Consider the following 18721-nt stretch of genomic DNA (forward strand, 5'->3'; position numbering starts at 1 on the left):
AAGCCGCATCAATCGGCACCATGCTTGCCATTTATCCTGTATCAGACTGTGATCCAACGCAATTTCCTTTCTATCTGGCGCATCACCGCCGCGAGCATACAGCGGGCAATCTGGTAAAAACGCCTCTGTCAGCAGCATCAGTTTCCCTTCGGGGAGCAGGCGAGCACGCCGCGCCCATAGGTCGCCCACCCGGCCTAATTGGATAACATCTCGCGCCGGCGGCCGATTACGAAAAAGCTATTGCCAGAGCGGCATATCGTCGAGGCTCAACACGTACTGCGCCGGCCCTGCTTTTATCACAGTGGGAACCAGAGTGCACGCGGTCAGTCAGCGGCCATCATAATCATAGAGCACCACTTCCTGCAGCTAGAACTGCCTACAATCATCTGGCGGTAATGCTGCCTTGCCCAATCCGCCGCAGAAGAGGACGAACCCTTCGCGAAAGCGTCGTACGCGGATCTGCCCGCAGTAGCGTTCAAGACGGCACGTCATAGATCCGCGCTCGGTCAACCAACTTCGCGTGACGTCATCTGGCCACGATGGTGGCGCGTCGTCACTGAATACCGTCAGGTAGCGTAACAATGGCCTGATCCGGTATATAGGGTCCACACTCGCTCCCTGAGTTAAAGATTTCATTGTGACCAAAAACTGCCTTTCATTGACATTCCACACCTATAATTTCACCACGGTGGACTGCGGTTCCTCGTCCGCCTTAGACCGATACCACTCTCCACAATAAGCGGAGGATCCTGCGGCCGAGGCTCGGGTGAAAAAATAGTTTCCATGAGGAGACTATTTGTATCATGTCATGTACTGCGCCCGAGCGCTTATTCTACCACGGGAGAACATTCGTCGCTCAGACCATACAGATAGTATTTGCGTCCCACCATCTGACTACCGTCGCGGGTAAGCAGCTTCCAGTTGAACTGTGCTCGATTCGGTTCGGTGTTATCGTTAGGACATCCAGCGGGATCGACAGATAGAAATCCTTAGTAAAGGATCTCTCGCTATATTCCTCTTTTCGATACCTTGGTGAAGGTAGCGAAGGTGGTGTAGGCACCGGCGGTAATACCGCTGTCGAAACGTTTCGAGCAGTCGAATGTGATGCCTTTGTCTTTCACCAGATACTGCCCGACGCTAGCTTTGACCAGTACCATCTTCAGAAAGGTCGGCTGCCAATACCCGTCAGGTTACCGGTAGCAACCTTGTATTCGGTGAACTGCATCATATTATCCCAATCACACTGCTTGAGGTAGTTACCGTAAACGCCCACCGCCTCGTTACTGTCCAGCAGACGATAAAGCAACTTCGCCGACGACGCCAACATATATCATCTCCAGATACCCACCGTACATCTCGCCGTGCCAGCCATCACCCAACCGATCGACATAGGTGTTCTTCAACTTACTGATATACAATTTTTTAATATATGAGCGGATATTGGTGCACACGTGCGGCAAACTGGAATCCAACAACGGATTAGTGTAGTTAAATTTATCGTAATTATTCATGATATTGCCGAACAAGCTGTCTGATAGCGCCCAGTGGTTAGTGGGGGCCAATAACTGGCCGTGCCCGACACCTTTTCACGCCGATCTGATACAAATAAAAACTTTCCTGGCCACCGAATGACTAAGTTCAGTACCGGAGACCATCCCAGCTGCAAGCCGGCTACGGGCAATGTAATAGCCCTGCTTAGCGGTTTTCAGCACGTCAGGCTCGACGCGGCGCTGAATCAGTAGCTTCCCGTGGCCCAACGGATAGCCTTGCAGGGTATCTTGCGGGCTGCGCACACTGGTTTCGGTGGTTACTATCGGCATATTTTCGCGCATTTCGGTGACATTCAGGGTATCGATATTTTCCGGTAGATTATTAAACATAGCGCGGTTGGCGAGATCCACGCCCTCCGCGCTATCGTAGTATTTGTCGAACAGGCTGGTAGGTACCGCCGAAGTCGCGTACGCCCACTGATAACTTCGACAACCAATAACTTTTTTAGCAAGCGCAGCTTGAAATCGACTCTCTTATTTTTGTAGGTCTGATCGCTATTGAAACTTTCCACTCTACTGTACTTCCGTGTATGCATATTGGTATAGCAGATGGTATTTTCCAGTCAGGGGAACAGCTGTATGTTCAGGGATTAGAAGCAGTATTCTATTGATCTTTATCGCGATATCCTATGCTGAATTCTCCTTCCCGCGCCATACGTCCGGTAGGAGTTTGCAGCATGCCTACGCCACCCTGATCCATTTGCGACGGCTCTATAGGTTCAGGAATAAGAAGCGGTTTGATTGGCTATGGCCACTGATAGAGCAATAAAACTGAGGAGATATTTTTATTCATTAGTCTGGGATCCGGTGAGGGTGGTCAGTAAAGAGATAATCTGTTCATTTACATCCCGATAGGCCATGGACAGTGACCAGGAAGAGAACCCGACATAGATGATGCTGCCCGGATCCCACTTCCACATGCCGGCGATTCCGGTAAGCCACGGACACGTCCTCCTCTTTACCGTTGGGCGCAATGATCCAGGCCAAGATTTTTCCGCACTGCTTAACCGCTGCTGGTAGGTTTGCAGATATTCGGCGACAATCGCAACCTGGCTAATAGGGTTGCAGACCGGCAGTCGTCGTGACCAATAACGCTAGTAGGTCTATGGATAAGGTATAGGTGCTATAATCGCTGCTCAATCGGCGGTTGGCCTCGGAATGTTAGCATATCCAGTCTGGATCCAACGGCACAAACTGCCGACTGATCACCCGCATCGAGGCCAATTGCACACGCACTCTCGCCCTACCGAGTTGGCCAATTCGCCGTCATTATCCCCGCTTAGTTCAGCACGTTATTGAGCCAGCAACCGTCGCTGCGCCTGATGCTCTGTACCCCGCGCTAGCAGTCCTTTCTGCTATCACAGTTCCAGGCTACCAACTAATCTCCGGGTGCAGCGTAAGCTGCCGCAGATTGGAGGCGTCTTTTTAACACCACCGCCTGGGATTGCCCAGGATAATGAATCGCCACCCGAATGTAAATCAGAGCGGATGCGATAAAACCAGCACATCAGCTCACGGCGACTAAGAGTTTTTTTATTTTTATAGGGACTTATACTGTTTAGTTTCAATCGATAAGTAATCCTGGCCAATGGATTGTTAGGTTTTTATCACAGCGTCGGATCTCGAATCGACTCACATAACGTCAAATTAAGCTACGAAGGGCTAGGTACTTAAAGCTCTTCATGAGCTAATCCTATAATTATAAAGCCTAATATGAGTGTATCACTATATTTCATCTGCCAAAGCCGGAGACAGACAGGGTATTTTTAATAATAACCCTAAAAGGTGTTCTAAATAACCACCGGCGTCACGCTTTAGGTTGGTTGTTGGAGGCCTCGCGCGGGAAATAGAGTGGCCAGAGACCGACTGCTCTCCCATAAAGAAAATTTATCAGTGACGCCAGGATTTATAACGATTGATCAAGCCGTTTGTAGAACTATCATGGGCATCGGTCGGACTGTCTTGCGCCAATTCTGGCAAAATACGATTAGCGAGTTGCTTGCCCAACTCAACGCCCCACTGGTCGAAGGTATAGATATTCAAGATCGCCCCTTGTGTGAAAATTTTGTGCTCGTACAACGCAATCAGCGCCCCTAGGCTATAGGGGGTAATCTCGCGCAGCAAAATAGAGTTGGTGGGGCGGTTACCCTCAAACACTTTAAACGGCACCACGTGCTGCACCTGATCCGGCGATTTCCCGACCGCGCTAAATTCTTGCTCCACTACGTCCCGTGATTTGCCAAAAGCCAGCGCTTCGGTCTGGGCGAAGAAATTGGCCAGCAATTTGGCGTGGTGATCGGTAAGCGGATTATGGCTGATAGCGGGTGCGATAAAATCGCAAGGCACGATTTTCGTTCCCTGGTGAATCAGCTGATAGAATGCATGCTGCCCGTTAGTGCCTGGTTCACCCCAGATAATAGGTCCGGTTTGATAGCTCACAGGATTCCCATCGCGATCGATATATTTCCCACTAGACTCCATATTACCCTGTTGAAGATAGGCCGCGAAGCGGTGCATGTATTGATCGTAAGGCAGTATTGCTTCGGTTTCCATTCCATAGAAATTGTTATACCAAATGCTGATGAGCGCCAACAGTACCGGTAAATTCTTATCCAGCGGTGTTTCGATGAAATGATGATCCATGGCGTGCGCACCGCTGAGCAGTTTTTCAAAATTCTCAAAGCCAAGCGACAGCGCAATAGATAGGCCAATGGCGGACCACAGCGAATATCGACCGCCAACCCAGTCCCAGAACTCAAACATATTGTCAGTATCGATGCCAAATTCCGCTACCGCATTGGCGTTGGTGGACAAAGCGGCGAAATGGCGGACGACATGTTTCTCATCACCGGCAGTTTTCAGGAACCAATCCCGCGCGCTGTTGGCATTGGCCATGGTTTCCTGTGTAGTAAAGGTTTTGGACGCCACCAGGAATAAGGTGGTCGCCGGATTCAGGTATTTAATCGTTTCAACGAAATGGGTGCCGTCAACATTAGAAACGTAATGCATATGAAGATGGTTTTTGTAAGGCCGTAGCGCCTCGGTCACCATATAAGGGCCAAGATCTGAGCCGCCGATACCGATATTGACGATATCGGTGATGGTGCAGCCGGTATACCCTTTCCATTCGCCGCCAATCACCCGCTCGCAGAATTGTTTCATTTTCGCCAGCACCGCATTAACGTCCGGCATCACATCCTTGCCGTCAACGTTAATTGGCGTACTGCTACGGTTGCGTAACGCTACATGCAGTACCGCTCTGTCCTCGGTACGGTTGATTTTCTCGCCGTTGAACATGGCGGCAATCGCGTCATTAACTCTACATTCATCCACCAATGCCAATAAGCGAGTTAACGTCTCGGCGGTGATGCGGTTTTTGGAGTAATCTACTAGCATCTGGTCGTCAAACGTTGCCGAGAAGGCAGAAAAACGATCCGGCTCTTGCGCGAACAGGTCGCTTATCTGCACGTCTTTCATCGAGTCGAAATGTTGTTGCAGCGCTTTCCAGGCTGCAGTATAGCTGGGATTGATATTTTTCATAACAACACTCTTATAGGTGATTAAATCGTCACATATTTTTTCATTATATCTCTTAACGCTGCGCTGAGGATGCTTTTCTTGCGTTAACGTGTTGCCCCGTGTGAAAACCGGCATCGGTCGCACCGTATGCCCTTTATTCAGCCCTAACAGACTCGCGCTGTTTTTTCCGTTGCAAATTATCGCCCGCCGGGAGAATCGGGCCGGAGATAATAAAGTCACGTGCTGGCAAGTTGACATCAACGTTATTACCCATTATTTCTAATGGCCTAGTGACGCATCTGATACGTGAACTAGAAGAGGCGAGCTGCCCAGTTAGGGGCGAGGGAGGATCCGATTTCTAACGCTCACACTACAGGAGGAGCGCCGCAGAGACGATAGCAGCAGGCATGCTGGCCATCGTCGACTACAGGAGTTGAATCCCCTAATTTGTCGCTAGCATTGTTCACTACCAGGTGAACAGAACGGTGGGGCGTTTCTAGGTGTACCCCGTAGTCAACCTCTACGCCTGCTCCCTATTTCCCTTACTTGGTTCGTGCTTGGTCTGATATCACCGATGTCACCAGACATGGCATCTGACACTAGGCCATTTTTAGACATGTCAAACAACTCTGCGACTCCCCCTTTCTCTGCGGCTCCCCTTGTAGGTAGCCAAATTCGACAGAACCAGCGCGCGTGGTGGCGATGTGGTTTGATATGTGTAAGGTGATGCGTACCAACGATCAGTTCGGCGGCGCCGAGCCAGACAGCAAGATACCCAAGGCGCAAATGTGCACCCTGCTGCTGCCGCGTCTGGAAAACAAGTTGGTCATTACCTAGGGCCTTATCAGCAGTAAGGCAAAAAGGTGCACACTACCCTCGGCCACAGCGATAGCAATTCCACGGCATTACTGGGAGAAGCGCTGGAGGCAGGGCAAATCAATATATGGACCGATGTGCCTGGCATCTATACCACCGATCCGCGCGTTGTCCCACAGGCCAAGTGCATCGATAAAATCAGCTTCGAGGAAGCGGTGGAAATGGCCATATTTGTCGCCAAAATTCTGCATCAGGCGACGCTACTACTGCCGGATATACGCAGCGCGATTCCAGTGTTCGTCGGCTCCAGTAAAGCTCCCGCCGCGGGCGGCACCCTATTTTATAATCATAACGACAATCCGCCGTTGTTACGCCGGCGACGCCGGTGCCAAACACTGCTGACGCTGCATAGCCTGAACATGCTGCATGCCCAGGGTTTTCTGGTGGAGGTATTTAATATTCTGGCACGACATGTGATTGCGGTGGATCTTATCACCACGTCCGAGGTCAGCTTGGCGCTCACTATAGACATTACCGACCCCACCACCACCGGAGCAAGCCTGCTGACGCAAGAACTGCTGACCGAACTCTCCTCCCTTTACCGGGTAGAGGTGAGGTGGAAGAGGATCTGGCGTTGGTGGTATTGATTAGCAATAAATTGTCGCAGGCTTGCGGGGTGGGAAAAGAGGCTTTCGGCGTCCTGATCCGTTCAATATCCGGCTCATTTGCTACGGCACTAGCGGCCATATCTATGCCCGCTAGTGCCGGGCGATGACTGCGAGCAGATGGGGTAGTAAGAACCTTGCACAGCGCGCTGTTCGACTAAGCCTGTCCGTCGATAGGCTTAGAGCCCGCCGCCGGCGGAGATTAAACCGGCAAGAATATCGTCCCCTACCTTCCAGGGAGAAGACCAAGCCTTCCACATCCTCACCCGCTGACGTTGCGGCAGAAAACTAGAATTACGTAGGCGGGCCATACGGCGCCATTCTAGCAGCCCCGCACCGTTAGGGCTTACCGGCGGCCGGCGGTCTGTTGTCGTCGCGCCCGAGGACCTCATCCTCTTCCGACTCCTCGTCTAGCTCCAGCACGTTATAGGCCACTGAGCAAAACAGTGAATTGACCCGCTTCAAGTCCCCCAGCAGGCTCAAATGCAGCGAGCTAGTTTCTAAACTCTGCACATTCTGCTGGTGCAACCGATCCACATGGGCGTGCGCATAGCGGCGGTCGGTGATACGAAAGCGGTGCTTGGCGCGACGTAGGCGGCGGGCGCTGGTCATATCGTTCGACAAAAACACCGACAGGCTTAAGCGCAGGTTTGACATCAGCTGCTCATGCAGCGTATCCAGCTCCTTCATGCCCTGGGCGGAGAAAGCCCGGCGCGCATTTAGCGATTTGGCGGCAATATCCCCCGTCATGCGTTCGATAATATCCCCAGCCTGTTCCAGATTAAGTGCCATTTCAATGACTTCCGCCCAGCGACGCGAATCCGCTTCGTCCAGATCTTCCTTCGGGATCTGCGCCAGATAAAGTTTAATGGCCGTGTACAGCACATCAACGTCGTCATCTAGACGGCATACCTCACGGTTTTTTTCAACCTTTCCGTGCAGCACCTCGGTGTGCAATAGCAACATGCTTTCCACCACATCACCCATGCGCAGTGTTTCACGGGCGGCGTTCACCAGCGCCAGCGCAGGCGTATCTAGTGCGCTGGTGTCCAAATGGCGCGGGCGCACGCTGCAATCGTCTATCGGCGTATCAGCAATCCACTTATTGCACAGATGTGCCATATAATCGACGAAGGGAACCATGGCCAGACAGCGGAGCAGGTTATAAAACACGTGGAAATAGATGACCAATTCCGAATCCGCCAGCGGAAGACATTCCAATAGCCCCGCCAGCGGCGAGACAAACGGCACTACCGCTATACAGCCGATAAGTTTAAACAGCAAGCTGCCGAGGGCGACGCGCTTGCCCTCGGCGTTCTGGCCGCTGGCGTTAAGCATTGCCAGGATCCCGCTACCGAGATTCGCTCCGATCGCCAGGCAAAGCGCCACTTTGAAGGAGATAACATCGGTAGCAGAGAGGGTCGCGGTCAGCAGCACCGCTGCCAAACTGGAGTAACTGATAATGGCGAACAATGCCCCGGTCAGCGCATCCAACAGAATATCACCGGTAAGGGAAGAGAACAGCACTTTGACGCCGCTGGCCTGCGTAATTGGCGTGGAGGCGCTGACAGTCAGCTCCAGAGCCAGCAGAATAAGGCCAAGGCCGATAGCGACGCGACCAAGTTGCCCGGCTCGGGATTGTTTACGGCTGAGAAACAGACAAACGCCGATGAAAATAAGCAGCGGCGACAGCCAGGAAAAATCGAAGGTCAACACCCGCGCCATTAGGGCGGTGCCCACATCGGCACCGAGAATAATCACCAGAGCCGGCGTCAGCGCCACCAATTTCTGGGAAACGAAGGACACTACCAGCATCGCCGTGGCGTTGCTGCTTTGCACCAGCGCAGTCACACCGATACCGGCCACAAAGGCCATTGTTTTTTTCTCTACGCTGCGGCCAAGCACCTGCCGCAGACGGGCACCATAAATACGCATAATACCCGTGCGAACGATATGGGTTCCCCATACCAGCAACGCCACGGCGGACAGCAAATGTAACAGCGTTAACACTCGATTTGAAGCTCCTTTTTGCAGATGAATACCGGCGGGCTCCCTACCGGCAATACTGATAAGGAGGTTCATGGGGCCGCACAATCAAGCAACCTCGCATAGTGTTGATATTTCTAGCTGTAGACCAATTCGCCCGCCATTTTGATGGAGATCGGCCACAGAACGATTTAAAACATCCACCGCGAGCTAAACCTAACGATATTCTACCCGATGGTGGATCACATTACCCAATAGACTATGGCCAAGGATGACCGCGTCAAGCCCTTATCCGGCTGGCAGTAGTGTAATGGATTCCGAACGTATCACGACCCGCGTCGTGTAGCGCCCAGCCTGTTCATCAGCGCTATCGTTAACACGGAAGCGTACAAATATTTCATAGCTGAAGCTCCGCATAGAGGATGAAAATGCCTGGCCTTACTGATCTAGTCCAGCAAGAACTACGCCAATCCGCCCCAGCCGGATAAATATTTAATGACTAAAACCCATGCCGTTGTTTTTTTATGGTTTTCCTTCCGATTCTGCTGGCGAAAATAGCTGCACTGAAAACAGGCAAACCGGGGATAAATATTCCCTCTGATAAAGCCTCCCCGCCTGGGGAAAGCGCATACTACAAGGATGGTGGACCATATCTGCCAAACCATCGCCGACTAGATAGATACCGACTAGTTGGGCTATAACGATCGTCTTCCGGCGGATCAGATGATGAGGGCGCACATTGCTATCATCAGCATTTCGCTACGTGAAGCGCTTAGGTAGCTTAAGGCGAGAGAGGTATGATTTACCGCGAAGAGCGGCACGGCTGGCTCGTCAGCCCGCGAGGGTGGCATATAACCCGCTGCAGCACAGCCACTTTTACACTATAGTACGTGTAGTGCGTGCTCAGGAGCAGCTACACTTGCCGCCGGCTTGCCGTTCTGCCGGCCTTCGTCACAGCGGTGGTGATGTTTTTTCACTACCTTGGCCGGCAGATAGTTGCACTGCATATAGCGATGTGTCGAAACAAACGATACTATCCAGCATCATAATAAAGTGTCTTTTTTCATGTTTATCTATATCTACCTCCCTTTTGCTTTAAAAAGCCCGAGAATCGTCCCTCTGGATTAATCGATGCTGCCCGTCCAGCCGGGTGACATCACGACCCAGCTTCATGTGCCTGGCAACGGCGGGTTATATGAAAGTTCATAAGGCAACTGACGCAGGTCGGTTTTTTCCCAGCAATGTGGTGAAAAAAGCCTGATACTGCTCGATATAACTTAAGCGCCTGCAAAAAAATGGACTGAGTACAGCCCTGCAAGGACGCCATCAACGTCAATTCACATCAAACGTATCGTGCATTTTACCCGTAGCATTTCCCCAGCATGCGGTAACACCATAAATCATCACCACGCCGGCGTCGCGTACCGCCGCTAGCGCCGTCAGCATCCCGTCCCGGCTATCGGAGCAATCAATCACCAAGTGGTAATGCCAGTCCCGAGCGGCCTGCTGGCACAAATGGAGTAACTTTGCGCCTAGGCCAAGCGTCGTCATGGATATCGCACAGCGACAGATGCCATTGTATGCTTTAATGCCGCCGTACGAGTTAAGCAGTTTAAACCGTGCATAATGGCACGCCAGTGGTTTCTACCAGCACGTCCAGATGGAGATCGCTCAGCGACAAGGTATGCAGACTGCTGTTAGGTACACAAAATATGGGTCGCGAAGCCACCCGTGGGTGGATAGTGCCCAACTCTATTGTTTGTGGAGACAATGGATTACCCAATCTTCTTGGCAGTATTCACACTCATAATAGGGGATCTCATTATTCAGCACCCGATACATCCCGTCTAGTCCGCGGCAAATCACTTTATGGCCGAGCACCTGGCCCTCGCTTTGAGCGGACCATGCTAGGGCGCTGCCGGTTTTACAGATGCCGCAGTAGCAAACTTCCCACTGTTGCCACTCGTGATTTTGCGGGATTAATTTCTCTGAGTAGTGCATCTTACCCAGGTCAAGCTTGACGACCACGGCCATATCAGACCTCCTCCGCGTCGGCCAGGGTGGCGAAGACCTGATAGAGAATGGTAAGCATGCGTTCCATCTCTTCGTAACCCAATCCAGCTAGGGAGGAGCCAGTTTGATTTTTTCGCAATGGTAGTCGCCGCTATTAAAGATCAGACGCAGCGTCTCTCCTTGGTAGATGTAATCATTATCCTGCGCCAGCGTGACCGCCTGCTTACCCGCATTACGCCATGACAAACCTTCCGGCGTGGTCAAAGTAACGCTAAACAGCATCCCCGGCCCTTCGATTTGCCTAATGAAGAGATAGAGTTGTTTTAAACGCTGCAGTCCGTCCATAAAATAGGCAGATTTTTTCTGCAGTTGCAGCTCATAATCCTGAAAAATTATATGGCGCTAGGTTTGCAGCGCGACGACGATTCCTGTGGTCGCGCTGCAGATAAACAGCGTCAGCGTGAACCCCCCTGGCGTTCCATTTCTTTGGCAATGTCGACCATTTCATCCAGAAACGGATAATCAGGAAAGATAATCACATGATATACAAATTTTTTTGAGCGCGGTCTTAAGAATTTTATCCATCGGTACCATGACACCGAGATCGGAGAACGTCATAGTTGTTACAGGCTAGCACAACGCCGACGATATTCTTGCCAATATCTTGCACAATCGCCCTCGCCCTTCACGGTCGCCAGCAGAATTTTATAAGCGGCTTTCAACTCAGTCTTCCTGGCTTGGATAATAAGACTCCAGGTAGATAAAGGCTTGTTTCATCACCTCGGCCGATTTCACCACCTGCGGCAAAAACATTTTGCCGGCGTCAAACAGGTCTCCCACCACGTTCATGCCAGCCGTTAACCTCCCTTCAATCACTTCGATAGGGCGTGCCGCCTGATGCCGCGTCTCTTAGGTATCCTGCTCAATGAAGTCGGTAATACCTTTGGGCATATTCCAGGCGTTTACTCACGTCTCATCCGCGCCACTCCGCCTGCTGCGCCGGCGCCTCGCCTTCGCTCTGGCTGCCATGATACATCTCCGCCAGAGCCAGCAACCGTTCGGTTCCGTCTACGCGCCGATTCAGCACCACATCCTCCACCCGCTCGTACAGCGACGGCAGCAAATCGTCATAGATCGCTAATTGGCCGGTGTTGTCAATGCCCATATCGAGGCTGTTGCGCATCGCATGATAAAGAGATACGGAGTGAACTGCTTCACCGTACTGACTCGTTGTCGTGAAAATAGAAAGAAACATTGGAAACACAGCCGGAAATGAGTGCATGTAGAAATTCCGCTTTAATATCCGCACAAGGTGCCAATGAAATCTTGAGCATAGTTATTATGCTCTTCGATACCAGTGGCTACGAGGCGAAAATATTCGGATCTAAGATGATATCTTCGGAAAGTCTAGCGTATCGGTCAAAAGCCGGTAGGCGGCGACAGATCTCAATTTTTCCAGCCCAGGTAAGCCTAGCCATGTTCGTCAAACGCCATTACTACTAAAGCGACGCAATAGCGCCGTACCAAGCGCACGTGATTAAAGAAATGCCTCCTCTCTCTTTCATGGAAATCGAGTTAACAATGCCTTTACCCTGAATACACTTCATCCCCTGCTCAATAACCTGCCATTTAGAGGAGTCGATCATGATCGGCACGCGGGCGGATATCCGGCTCGCCGGCAATCAGATAGAGAAAGCGCACCATGGCCGCCCCGGCGTCCAGTATATCCCATCCATATTGATGTCGATGATCTTCGTACCGCTTTCTACCTTACCTGCTGGCGCGCCATAACGCGCCTAGATCATATTCGCCGAACGCATTGGGCAGGTTAGAATTAGGGTGAGTGCTGACTAAGCAATCAGTGATGCGCGACAGTTCCGCCAAATATTAGCGCAATTCATCAGGGCCTAACGCGCAGTTCAGACAGAAAGACAGCGGCCGCGCGTGACTCAGCGAGTTGTAGAACGCTTCGGCAGTCTGCCCGGAAAGCGTACGCCCAGAAGCATCGGTAATGGTGCCCGAAATCATGACCGGCAAGGTTATCTCCCTAGCGCTTCAAATTCCATTTCCAGCGCGGTCGATTTGGCATTAGCGTGTCGAAGATAGTTTCCACCATAATCATGTCGATGATACCTTGAATCAGCGCTCTGATACTACTAATGTAATCTTCTACTAACTTATCAAAGTCGATATTGCGGTAGGCGGGATCGTTCACATCTGGCGATATCGATGTCGTGCGGTTGGGTCGGGCCTAATACGCCCGCGATATAATGCGGCTTTTCCTGGGTATGTATTCGCTAGGCATCCAGCAGAGAAGTTGATTTCTCTGGCCAGCAACGCCATCTGATAATCGACCATCGTGATAGGAGTGGCGTTAAAGGTATTAGTTTCAAGAATATCGGCGCCGGCGGCGAGATAGGCATCATGGATAGCGCTGACGACATCAGGCTTACTCAGTACCAGCAGGTCATTATTGCCTTTCACAATTGCCTTTCTCATCGCACGGAGTAGTTAGCGAAGCGTTGCCCGCGATAATCCGCTTCTTGCAACTGATAACTCTGAATCATGGCGGTGCCCATACTGCCATCCAACACCACTATCCGTCGTACCAGCGTAGCGCCCAGTTCGTTTATCCGATTCATAACGATGATCTCATTTTTCGCCGATATAGGCGTCATTCCGCCTAAAACAACGCAACATCCTAGCACAGGTTATAATGAACCCAATCGTCGCCTAATAATACTTTTCTCCTTCAAAGGCAGTATTATTTAACGTTTTGTTAAGGAGCGGAACATGATGTTTTAATTATTCTTAACTATTTTATATTTATCTTATTTAAAGATTTATTACGCAATAATGATTGAAATATCATGAAAATCTCGCAAAATTTATACATAATATTATTATAATAAATATTATTTCTCACGGAGCTACGTCCATGGCTACCCAAACTCAAAATCATATCTTCGTTCTGATGGGCGTGTCTGGCAGCGGCAAATCCGTTGCGGCTGCCGCCCTGTCCCGTGAGCTATCCGCTGCCTTTCTTGATGGAGATTTCCTCCATCCGCGTGCCAACATTGAAAAAATGTCTGCTGGTCATGCGCTGAATGACTATGATCGCGCCCCGTGGCTTAACGCTATCAATGACGCTGCTTTCGCGATGCAACGTACCAACGCTATTTCCATTATCGTGTGCTCGGCGCTGAAAAAGCACTACCGCAACCGGTTACGTGAGGGGAATCCCAATTTGTCGTTCATTTATATGCAGGGCAGCTTTGATGTGATTAAGGAGCGTATGAAGGCCAGAAAAGGACACTTCTTTAAACAGCAGATGCTGATAACACAATTTGACACATTAGAAGAGCCGGGAAAAGACGAGTCGGACGTGTACACTATAAATGTCGATCAGCCGCTGGAGGGAGTCGTTGCCGATACCATAGCCTGGATCCGCACCGCTACCGCCGGTTAAGTCGCCTCCGGAGTTGAGTTAAGGCGCGTAGCTAACCACCTTGGCGCGCTAATAAGGAATGCGATCCCTCATGCTGATTGTTACAAAGTCTATCACTGGGGTGGATATATTCCATTCGATTGCCAAATTGAATGCAGATTACCGTAAAGATAAACGCGGTGATCGCCTCGCAGCATAGTCCCGCGTCCCGCACACGGGTATAGTAGGCCCTGCTCCAGATGAATCGTTTCAAGGAATATCACAAGCGCCCCTGCCAGCGGCATTAGCTTGGGAAGCACGGTTAATAATAACAAACGGTATTACCATATTGTCATTCGATCTTTTCAGCCAGCATCAGGGGTAAGAGGTGGATAAAAGAATTATTAAGTGATGAATGTATAAATGCCACTCTGCAACGCGTAATCCAACGCATTATCAACCGCTCATGCCTCAGTCGCGATACCTACTTGACCCGTATCGAAGCCGCGTGCAGTCAGACCTCTCATCGTACACAGCTGGCATGCGGTAATCTAGCGCACGGTTTCTCCGCCTGCCAAACCTGGCGATAAGGACGCATTGAAAATGCCTGACCCACAACGGCATCACCATCGTCATAATGCCTACAAATATGCTTTCCATCCATCAGCCATAAGAACATTACCCACAGCGAATCAAACAAGCGTCGCAAAGCGTCGGCGCGGTAGGACAGGTGACCGCAGGCGTGCCAGTTATGTGCGATGACGTTACCCAAGGCTAGGATGGTATGGAGTTATCGTTGATGAGCCGCGAAATCATCGCCATGTCGGCGGCCATTGGTCTGTAGCATAACATGTTTGATAGCGCTCTTTATCTGAGCATATGCGATAAAATTGTCCCTAGATTGGTCATAACGGCGCTCTCGTTCGGCCATTTGCCTTCGGTGTTTGTTCCCGCTGACCTCATGACCACCGGGCTGCCGAATAAAGAAAAGTACGTATCTGCCAGCTGCACACTGAAGGTACGATGGATCGTCATGCAATACTGGAAGCGGAAGCAGTTTCCTATCATAGAGCAGGCATCTTTTGCAGCACTGCCAATTCTAACCAAATGATCATGGAAATGATGAGCCTGCATTTACCCGATTCCTCATTTATTCAGCTGGACAGTCCGCTATGCAATTCCCTTACCGATGCAGTAGCAATACAGATTACCCGACTCACCGAAGCCAGCAGCAACTATCTCCCGATCGAGCGACTGCTAATAGATGAGAGGTAGTAACGGTATCGTAGCGCTACTGGCGACCAGCGGCTCAACCAACCATACCATGCATTTGGTGACCATGACCCGACCGATATCATCATCAACTGGGAAGACTTCTCCGAATTGTCGGATGCGGTACCGCTACTGGCCAGGATTTACCCGAAAGAGCCGGCGGACATTAACCGATTTCATGCCATGGGCGGCATTGCGCTATTGGTGCGAACTGCTGCATGAAGACGTGCAGACGATTGCCGGATGCGGGCTTGCTTGAGCCTCTATACGATAGAACCTTGGCTGGATAATGGCCGGCTATCCTAGCGCGACAGTCCGGCCGCCTTGCTGGATGCAACCATTATCGCCAGCGTCGTACGCCCCTTCGTGCACCAAGACGGCACAAAAGTTCTCGACAGCAATCTCGGCCTCGCGGTGATAAAACCTCCTCCGTACCCGAGGAAAATTAAGTTATAAAGAGAGCCAGCCATGGTATATTTAAAAGCCAGTACGACATCGGCCCGGCGTTGAGTGGTTCGCTATCAAGGACCTCGCGCCAACGGCATGTCGGAACTGCATAAACTGATGCCACCGCTAGGGGTGTTGCTGGATCGCGGTTATAAGGTGGCAATGGTGACCGATGGCTGTTTCTCCAGTGCGTCCGGCAAAGTACCCTTGGCTATTCATGTAACGACAGAAGCCTATAACGGCGGTCTGCTCGGCAAAATCCTCAACGGGGATATACAGTACTGGTGAACGGAAAAACGGGCGAATTGACGTTATTGATGGACGACGCGGAATTGCCGCAGCGTCAGGTGCCGGAATCGGATCTTTCTGTCGGCGCGGTGGGCTGCGCGGCCGCGAATTGTTCGGTGCGCACTGCGCCGACATCAGCTTTCCGGCACGGAACAAGACAAGGTGCCAAGTTTCATCAGTTTCTAAAACTCGACAGCTACGGCAAAATGACACCATGGATTGACAACGCCGCAAAAGCGGGAAATCGTTTTGACCAACGCGTTTAAGGGTAATGCGCTGGCTGGCGCTTATTCCAGCGTCGGACTCATACGCCGCAAATCATACGGTTTTATATGATAAACGTAGTAGATTAAGTGTTAATCCAGTTAGCAAACAGCAAATAATACCCGTGTCTGCGTTAGCTAGCTTGTGCGTCAGTCTGGACTATCTTGCGGGAAATAGTTAACCGGTAACGCTGGCCGGAGACCGTTTTCTCTGTCGCGGTGAATACTCTCTGGCCAGAGTTAGAACATCATATTCCGGATGGCCGTTGACAAACGCCAGACGCTTATCCGAGTTGGCAAACAAATAGGCTCCCGCCTCATCAGATGAGTCCAATATTTATAAATCAGTGTACTGACGAGTCATCACAGTAGAGAAATCTGCATTGCGGGAATGCATGGCAAGAAAGGTCTCATCAAAACATCGGGTCAGCAATGCATGCTGCTTCAGCGTGTGGTGCTGATAGACGCCCGCTCCCTAGATTTTTCTGGCGAGTCATTTATGGATACCGTAGAGAATATTCAGCGCTGCCTTTGAACCGCCAAACAGACAAATAGACAAATATACAAACAGCGTAGACGTTACATGATCGCTGCCCAGTATAGTACTTAATCAATCTACGGCCAGAAGACGACATCCCGAAAATCCACCAGGCTCAACGGTGCGCCGGTCACGACTAAGCTATCGAAGTTATCATGCTGGATATCTTCAAAATTACAGTAAAATTATTCATATACCCCGCCGGGGTATTCTTCGATTTCAGGCTGTCGATATGCAACAGTTGAATATTCACTTGCAGCGATGAATTTGGATAATAAACGCAAAACTGATTTGCGGTTTCAATTTTTTAGCATCAAATTTAGGATCAGCATTCAACGGGAGAATTTACTATGTGGGGAGAATTTCCTATGTGCTGGCGAGAAAGGACGCCATCACAAAGACAGTTTTGTTAGGCAGAAAATGACTATAAGTAGCTAGTCTACACATGAATCGGTATAACCTGAGATCCTCAAAGCGTATGTTTAAACGTTTAAACGTTTAGATTTCTGAAAATAAACGTTTTAGAACGTGATGTCAAGTTCTCAGCAATTTCTCAGCAATAAGTTGAATATATTTCAACTTATTCAATAAATACATTATCATAGTCTCTACTTTAACTACGCTTTGACAGGAGCCGACATCGAATAATATGCTTGTCTATGGCTATAGATTGAACGTTCAATGTCTGTACGCAGACCGGGTAACACCACGGTATTCGTTTATAGTTGCTTTAAACCAGCCAGCTAAATACCGCTATATAAGCGCTAATATGAAATTAGCATGCCAGCCGCCGCGCCTGCTGCATGCTGCTCCGCCCTATTGCTTGCCGCCTGGCCTGTGTTGATTATCCATTAGTATGCCACGCTTTTGGAGGGTAAAAACGGCTATAGCCGGTGCTTCTGTCCGGACCCCTAGCTTAAGGCTTAGATCCAGTTCCAGTTCAGATCGATCTTACCTATCGCTAAAATGGTCCAATGGGTTAACCGCAGGGACGGCTATATTATTCTTCAATCGACCGCACACGATACATGTCCTACTACGCTAACGGCGTGTAGAGCACTGGCACTAGCAAAGGCATTTCTATTACTACCTACTACAGTAGGATAGAATAGTCATATTCAGTAATGGTATTATCCCGGCAGGTGCTTCCCGACCGTAATCGACTTTCAGAGTTAAAATAATTAAATTAATTGTAGATCCAATACTATGGATTTCAGTATTACTGCTCATTCTATTTACCCGAAACTTTATTCTCCTGAGAAGAGGATGAATTTTCCACAGTCGCCATCTCCAATACGCTGGCAATAGTACTAATGCCAGGTATAACTTATCAGACTGGAGGTATCGACTAACAGCCAGACTCCGTAATTTGTCGAGCAATGACGCGAGTCTGGTATGTATTAGCTATATATTAGCGTTGAGCAGGGCAAGTGATAGCATGGTAGCACAGCGAGAAAAACATCCTGATTTCCCTGTCGATACCGACTGTTAGCGGGATAAAGGCGTTAAACACTGTTGCGATAGATTGGCTGTGTTAACGATATACAGAAGCTCCCGCGTCATAAAATCTCACTCTCTGCCTTACTGCTCGCGAGTGGCAATTGCTGACCGGTAATAACCTTAACCCACGTGCCTGGCGGCTCGATCTGGAAAATGCGCTACTAATCCACGATCCCACACAGGCGCTGCGGACGCAGCGTGAGCGCGAACTCGCCATGATCCGTACTCACACTCGGATGGTAAAGCACTTCACCGAGCTACAAAGCATAGCAGACTATCCGATTAAAGTGCGTAAACTTATTCGTCGTTTACGCCGTGTCCGCATTGATCGCTTAATTAGCCGAATACTCTGAAGTAGTATGAACGATCATTTTAATGCCGGTACAGCAGTAGCAGCGGCAGTTCCCTACTCTCGCATGGGGAGACCCCACACTACC

The 18721-nt window shown here is 50.2% G+C and carries 10 protein-coding genes and 7 pseudogenes; 4 read left to right on the forward strand and 13 right to left on the reverse strand.

Going from position 1 to position 18721, the window contains the following annotated elements; all coding sequences use genetic code 11:
• Nucleotides 1–856: 856 nt before the first annotated feature.
• The 6 genes and pseudogenes from BG74_RS20425 to pgi all read right to left on the reverse strand — a co-directional run bounded on the left by BG74_RS20425 (nt 857) and on the right by pgi (nt 5090).
• Nucleotides 857–1060, reverse strand: coding sequence for a YjbH domain-containing protein (locus tag BG74_RS20425; RefSeq protein ID WP_256364200.1), 204 nt, complete (start codon nt 1058–1060; stop codon nt 857–859).
• Nucleotides 1008–1327: pseudogene (locus BG74_RS19440) on the reverse strand (YjbH domain-containing protein). The gene BG74_RS20425 and the pseudogene BG74_RS19440 overlap by 53 nt, the downstream one beginning before the upstream one ends.
• Nucleotides 1281–1880, reverse strand: a pseudogene (locus tag BG74_RS18830) (YjbH domain-containing protein). Before BG74_RS18830 ends, BG74_RS19440 begins: the two co-directional pseudogenes overlap by 47 nt.
• Nucleotides 1881–2154: 274 nt before the next feature.
• Nucleotides 2155–2250, reverse strand: coding sequence for a YjbH domain-containing protein (locus tag BG74_RS18835; RefSeq protein ID WP_256364203.1), 96 nt, complete (start codon nt 2248–2250; stop codon nt 2155–2157).
• 85 nt (nt 2251–2335) lie between these two features.
• On the reverse strand, nt 2336–2470 hold the full coding sequence (locus BG74_RS19445; protein WP_369678494.1) for a capsule biosynthesis GfcC family protein: 135 nt from the start codon (nt 2468–2470) through the stop codon (nt 2336–2338).
• Nucleotides 2471–3440: 970 nt separating this feature from the next.
• Nucleotides 3441–5090 carry a glucose-6-phosphate isomerase gene (gene pgi / locus BG74_RS03440; RefSeq protein ID WP_066596652.1) on the reverse strand — a complete coding sequence of 550 codons (1650 nt, stop codon included), beginning with the start codon at nt 5088–5090 and terminating at the stop codon, nt 3441–3443.
• A gap of 672 nt (nt 5091–5762) precedes the next feature.
• Between pgi and BG74_RS10420 the strand changes: the two are divergent.
• Nucleotides 5763–6711: pseudogene (locus tag BG74_RS10420) on the forward strand (amino acid kinase family protein); the annotation flags it as partial.
• A gap of 18 nt (nt 6712–6729) precedes the next feature.
• On the opposite strand, the gene BG74_RS12745 reads toward BG74_RS10420, so the two are convergent.
• From BG74_RS12745 to BG74_RS12750, 6 genes and pseudogenes are all read right to left on the reverse strand, one after another.
• The gene (locus BG74_RS12745) at nt 6730–6942 is read right to left on the reverse strand and encodes a hypothetical protein (RefSeq protein WP_187202565.1); all 213 of its coding nucleotides are present in this window, start codon (nt 6940–6942) and stop codon (nt 6730–6732) included.
• Nucleotides 6890–8560 (reverse strand): Na/Pi cotransporter family protein, encoded by a 1671-nt coding sequence (locus BG74_RS03450; protein WP_066596655.1) that lies wholly within the window; start codon nt 8558–8560, stop codon nt 6890–6892. Before BG74_RS03450 ends, BG74_RS12745 begins: the two co-directional genes overlap by 53 nt.
• Before the next feature lie 1308 nt (nt 8561–9868).
• Nucleotides 9869–10087: a hypothetical protein gene (locus BG74_RS03455; protein WP_066596632.1), complete on the reverse strand. Its 219-nt coding sequence runs from the start codon at nt 10085–10087 to the stop codon at nt 9869–9871.
• A 201-nt stretch (nt 10088–10288) separates the two neighbouring features.
• Nucleotides 10289–10570 carry a hypothetical protein gene (locus BG74_RS03460; protein ID WP_066596633.1) on the reverse strand — a complete coding sequence of 94 codons (282 nt, stop codon included), beginning with the start codon at nt 10568–10570 and terminating at the stop codon, nt 10289–10291.
• 87 nt (nt 10571–10657) lie between these two features.
• Nucleotides 10658–10894 carry a hypothetical protein gene (locus BG74_RS03465; RefSeq protein WP_066596635.1) on the reverse strand — a complete coding sequence of 79 codons (237 nt, stop codon included), beginning with the start codon at nt 10892–10894 and terminating at the stop codon, nt 10658–10660.
• A gap of 84 nt (nt 10895–10978) precedes the next feature.
• Nucleotides 10979–13191, reverse strand: a pseudogene (locus BG74_RS12750) (homocysteine S-methyltransferase family protein); the annotation flags it as partial.
• Nucleotides 13192–13487: 296 nt separating this feature from the next.
• Between BG74_RS12750 and gntK the strand changes: the two are divergent.
• Entirely contained in the window at nt 13488–14018 is a 531-nt protein-coding gene (gene gntK / locus BG74_RS03490) for a gluconokinase (RefSeq protein WP_066596646.1), read from the forward strand.
• Nucleotides 14019–14395: 377 nt separating this feature from the next.
• Nucleotides 14396–16206, forward strand: a pseudogene (gene edd, locus BG74_RS20430) (phosphogluconate dehydratase).
• 64 nt (nt 16207–16270) lie between these two features.
• Here the strand turns inward: edd and BG74_RS10440 are convergent.
• Nucleotides 16271–17116, reverse strand: a pseudogene (locus BG74_RS10440) (homoserine O-succinyltransferase); the annotation flags it as partial.
• A gap of 1260 nt (nt 17117–18376) precedes the next feature.
• Here BG74_RS10440 and pssA point away from each other — a divergent pair.
• A pseudogene (gene pssA / locus BG74_RS03500) lies at nt 18377–18637 on the forward strand (CDP-diacylglycerol--serine O-phosphatidyltransferase); the annotation flags it as partial.
• Nucleotides 18638–18721 lie beyond the last annotated feature (84 nt).

This window comes from Sodalis-like endosymbiont of Proechinophthirus fluctus (genome assembly GCF_001602625.1).
In the GTDB taxonomy this organism is placed as follows: domain Bacteria; phylum Pseudomonadota; class Gammaproteobacteria; order Enterobacterales; family Enterobacteriaceae.